Annotated in this window: 2 protein-coding genes; one reads left to right on the top strand and one right to left on the bottom strand. The window is 74.5% G+C overall.

Features of this window, described 5'->3' with window-relative positions; genetic code table 11:
- On the bottom strand, window positions 1–656 hold a 656-nt coding region (locus QSG27_RS28885; protein WP_306712289.1), incomplete at its 3' end, for an ROK family protein.
- Window positions 657–874: 218 nt separating this feature from the next.
- On the opposite strand from QSG27_RS28885, the gene QSG27_RS28890 reads away from it, so the two are divergent.
- Window positions 875–1,525 (top strand): ATP-binding protein (locus QSG27_RS28890; RefSeq protein ID WP_306712290.1); only part of this gene is annotated, 651 nt, incomplete at its 3' end.

Genomic DNA, 1,525 nt, shown 5'->3' on the forward strand with positions numbered 1-1,525 from the left:
CCGGAGCGGGCGCGGGCGGCGATGGCCGGCGGGGCCAGCGCCTCCTCCGTCCGCCGGTGGTGCAGGCGGGCCAGCCCGGCGCCGCACAGCAGCGTTTCGGTGCAGCCCTCCCGTCCGCAGCCGCAGGGTAGGGGCGGACCGTCCTCCGCCGTCCGCCAGGGCAGCGGGTTGTGCCCCCACTCCCCGGCGAGCGCGTTGGCGCCGGCCAGGATGCGCCGGTCCGCGACGATCCCGCCGCCGACGCCGGTGCCAAGGATGATGCCGAAGACCAGCGGCGCCCCGGCGGCGCCCCCGTCCACCGCCTCCGACAGGACGAAGGCGTTGGCGTCGTTGGCGATCCGCACCGGACGGCCCAGCGTCCGCGCGAGGTCCGCGGCGAAGGGCCGCCCGTCCAGCCAGGGCAGGTTGACCGCACGCACGGTGCCGGCGGCGCCATCGACGATACCGGGCAGGCACAGCCCCACCGAGGCGTTCCGGCAGCCCGCCCGCTCCTCCAGCACCGCCACGGTGCCGGCCAGCGCCGCCAGCGTCTCGGCATAGCCGCGCGGGGTGTCGGCGCGGTGCCGCGCCCGCTCCGTCCCGTCCGGAGCCAGAAGGGCGGCGGCGATCTTCGTGCCGCCCAGATCGACGCCGATCCGCATCGGACCCATGCCCATGACCGACTCCCAGTGCGGGTGCACAACACGCGGGTGCACGACAAGCGTGGAGGAAAAGCAGGCCCCCCTATAGCGCAGCGCGTCCCTCGAATCAGCCCTCCCGACGCGCGCCTCCTCCATAAGAGGTGGCGGTCCCGTCCCTTTGCACCGTCGCAGGACGGCGGCGGACCACTAGAGTCAGGAGTGTCACGACTCACCATTGGATTGCGCGCGCCCCCATGGACCGTTCCGCTCCGAAAGCCACGCCATCCTCGAATCGCTCCCCGGCGAAGGCGAAACCCCAACCTCCGGCCACCGGCCTGCGCCCCGACCAGATGGAGGTTTTCGACGGCCTCCTGCTGGCGCTACTGGCCCGCAAGCGGCTGCTGGTGCTGGTGGGCGACGCCGGGTCCGGACGGGCCGCGGTCTTCCACCAGCTCGTCGAGCAGGTCGGTTCCGACGGCGCGCTGGTGCTTCCGGTCGCCGCGAGCGCCGGGGCGCAGGTGGAGGATCTGGTTTCCGCCGCCGGTGACGCCGCCCTGCCCTCCGACAGCGGCGACCGCGATTTCGACACGCTGATCGGAGAGCTGGAGGAGCGGCTCGACCTCGCCGGCACCGGCCTTCTGGCGGTGGAGAACGCGGGCGTCCTCGCCGCCCCGGCGCTGGCCGACCTGATCGACCTCAGCCGGTCCGAAACGCCGGGGGGGCGCTTTCTTCAGGTTCTTCTCTGCGGCACGCCGGAGATGGAACGGACACTGGCCCGCCCCGGCCTCGCGGAGGCGGTGCGGGAGCTTGGCGTGATCTACCGCATGACTCCCGGCGCCGGACCGTCCGTGGCCCCCGCCGCGGTGGCGCCTCCCGCCGTGCCGGCGGCCACCCCCCCGCGCGTG

Source organism: Azospirillum isscasi, from assembly GCF_030849505.1.
GTDB classification, from domain to species: domain Bacteria; phylum Pseudomonadota; class Alphaproteobacteria; order Azospirillales; family Azospirillaceae; genus Azospirillum; species Azospirillum isscasi.